We start from the raw sequence: 1,738 nt of genomic DNA, 5'->3' as shown, positions 1-1,738 counted from the left end.
CATGCGCGCGATGCTCCAGGAATACGGGCGCACTCGGTCGGTGATCGTGTCGACCCACCTGCTCACCGACGCGCGGCTGATGTGCAACAACGTGCTGGTCATGGCCCGGGGGAAGCTCGTCTACCGCGGCGCGCCCTCGGAGATGGCCGAGGGCATGGGGCACGCGGTGCGGGTCCGGGTCCGGATCCACGCCCCGGTCACCCCCACCGACGGCGACCTGGTCGACGGTACGTCCATGGTGGACGTGTCCGTCGACGAGCGCGGGACCACCGCGCTGGTGCAGGCCCGGGACGACCGCGCGGTCGCGGAGCTGGTGCGGGCCTGGTCGGCGACGTGGCCGGTCACCACTGTGGAGTCGACGGCGGACAGCCTCGAGGAGGCCTTCCGCGAGGCCGTGCTGGGCTCGGTCGTGGCCGGAGCGGAAGCGTCGGACTGATGCTCACCCTGCTCAAGCGCGAGCTCACCTCGCTCATCCTCTGGCCGGCCACGTACCTGATCGCGGCGGCGTACATCGTCATCTCCGGGATCCTGTTCATCGACCTGGTCAGCTCGAACAATTCCGCCGACCTGGAGTCCTACTACGCGAACACGGTCAACACCCTCCTGGTGCTGTGCCCGATCCTCGGCGCGCGCTCCATCGCCGAGGAACGCGCCAGCGGCGCGCTGCAGATCTCCTTGGCCTGGCCGATCTCGCGGTGGGCGATGGTGGGCAGCAAGTTCATCGCGAACACGCTCGTCACCTGGCTGATCGTCAGCGTCGCGTGGATCTACTACGTGCGCCTCGACGCGATCGCGGAGCCGGAGTTCGCCCGGTCGCTCGGCGGCTGGATCGGCCTGCTGCTGCTCTCGGCGATGTTCAACGGGGTGTCGCTCGCGATCTCGTCCCGGATGAACACCTCGGTGGGGGCGGCCTTCCTGTCCTTCGTCGTCCTGCTCGTGCTGCGGCTCATCTCGTTCCTGCCGGAGAACCTGCGGGGCAAGGTCGACCAGTTCAGCCCGCTGGACCGGCTCAACCCGATGCTCGACGGGGTGCTGCCCGGTGAGGACGTCGCGTATTTCCTGGTGCTCGCCGCCGCTGCGCTCTCGATCGCCGTGTACAGCCTGGGCCGTCGTCGCGCCGGCTCGGACCGGCGCGTGATCGCGCAGCGCGTCGCGGCGGTCGTCGGTGTGACGGCGTTCGTCGTGGGCACGCCCGCGGTGGCCGGTGCCGCGTCGGGCGAGATCGACCTGACCCCGGGTGACCGGGAGAGCGTCTCGACGGCCACCAAGGAGGTTCTGGCCAAGCTCGGCGACGTGCCGATGACGCTGACGGCCTTCTCGCCCACGGTCAGCCTCGAGGCCAGCCAGGCCCGGGCGACGGTGCGCAAGTACGCGGCCGTGGGCGCGAACATCCAGATCAAAATCATCGACCCGGACATCTCTCCAGCGCTGGCGCGCGCATCGGGGGTGATCGACTACAACGACTATCTGCTGACCGTGGGTGGGAAGTCTCGAGAAATCGACAGCCTGGTCGAGACCACGCTGACCGCCGCGATCGCGGAACTCTGGGAGACCGATCCGCCGCTGGCCTGTTTCACCCAGGGCCACGGCGAGCGCCGGATCAACGATGTCCAGCCTGAAGGCCTGACCTCCTTCGCCGCGCGGCTGCGCTTCATGGGATGGAAGACCGGGGAGGTGTTCCTCTCGGCGACAGGCGCATCTGAGTTGCTTGGGCAGTGCGACGTCGTGCTCGTCATCG

Annotated in this window: 1 protein-coding gene and 1 pseudogene; both read left to right on the top strand. The window is 68.9% G+C overall.

Annotation, left to right across the window (positions count from 1 at the left end; all coding sequences use genetic code 11):
* A pseudogene (locus SPOPO_RS0101105) lies at positions 1 to 436 on the top strand (ABC transporter ATP-binding protein); the annotation flags it as partial.
* Positions 436 to 1,738, top strand: a 1,303-nt coding sequence (locus tag SPOPO_RS26780; RefSeq protein ID WP_033384851.1) for an ABC transporter permease subunit, incomplete at its 3' end; no start/stop codon positions are given. The pseudogene SPOPO_RS0101105 and the gene SPOPO_RS26780, both read left to right, overlap by 1 nt.

Source organism: Sporichthya polymorpha DSM 43042 (assembly GCF_000384115.1).
In the GTDB taxonomy this organism is placed as follows: domain Bacteria; phylum Actinomycetota; class Actinomycetes; order Sporichthyales; family Sporichthyaceae; genus Sporichthya; species Sporichthya polymorpha.
Note: the sequence above shows the minus strand (reverse complement) of the source record. Positions and strands in the feature narration are given on the sequence as shown.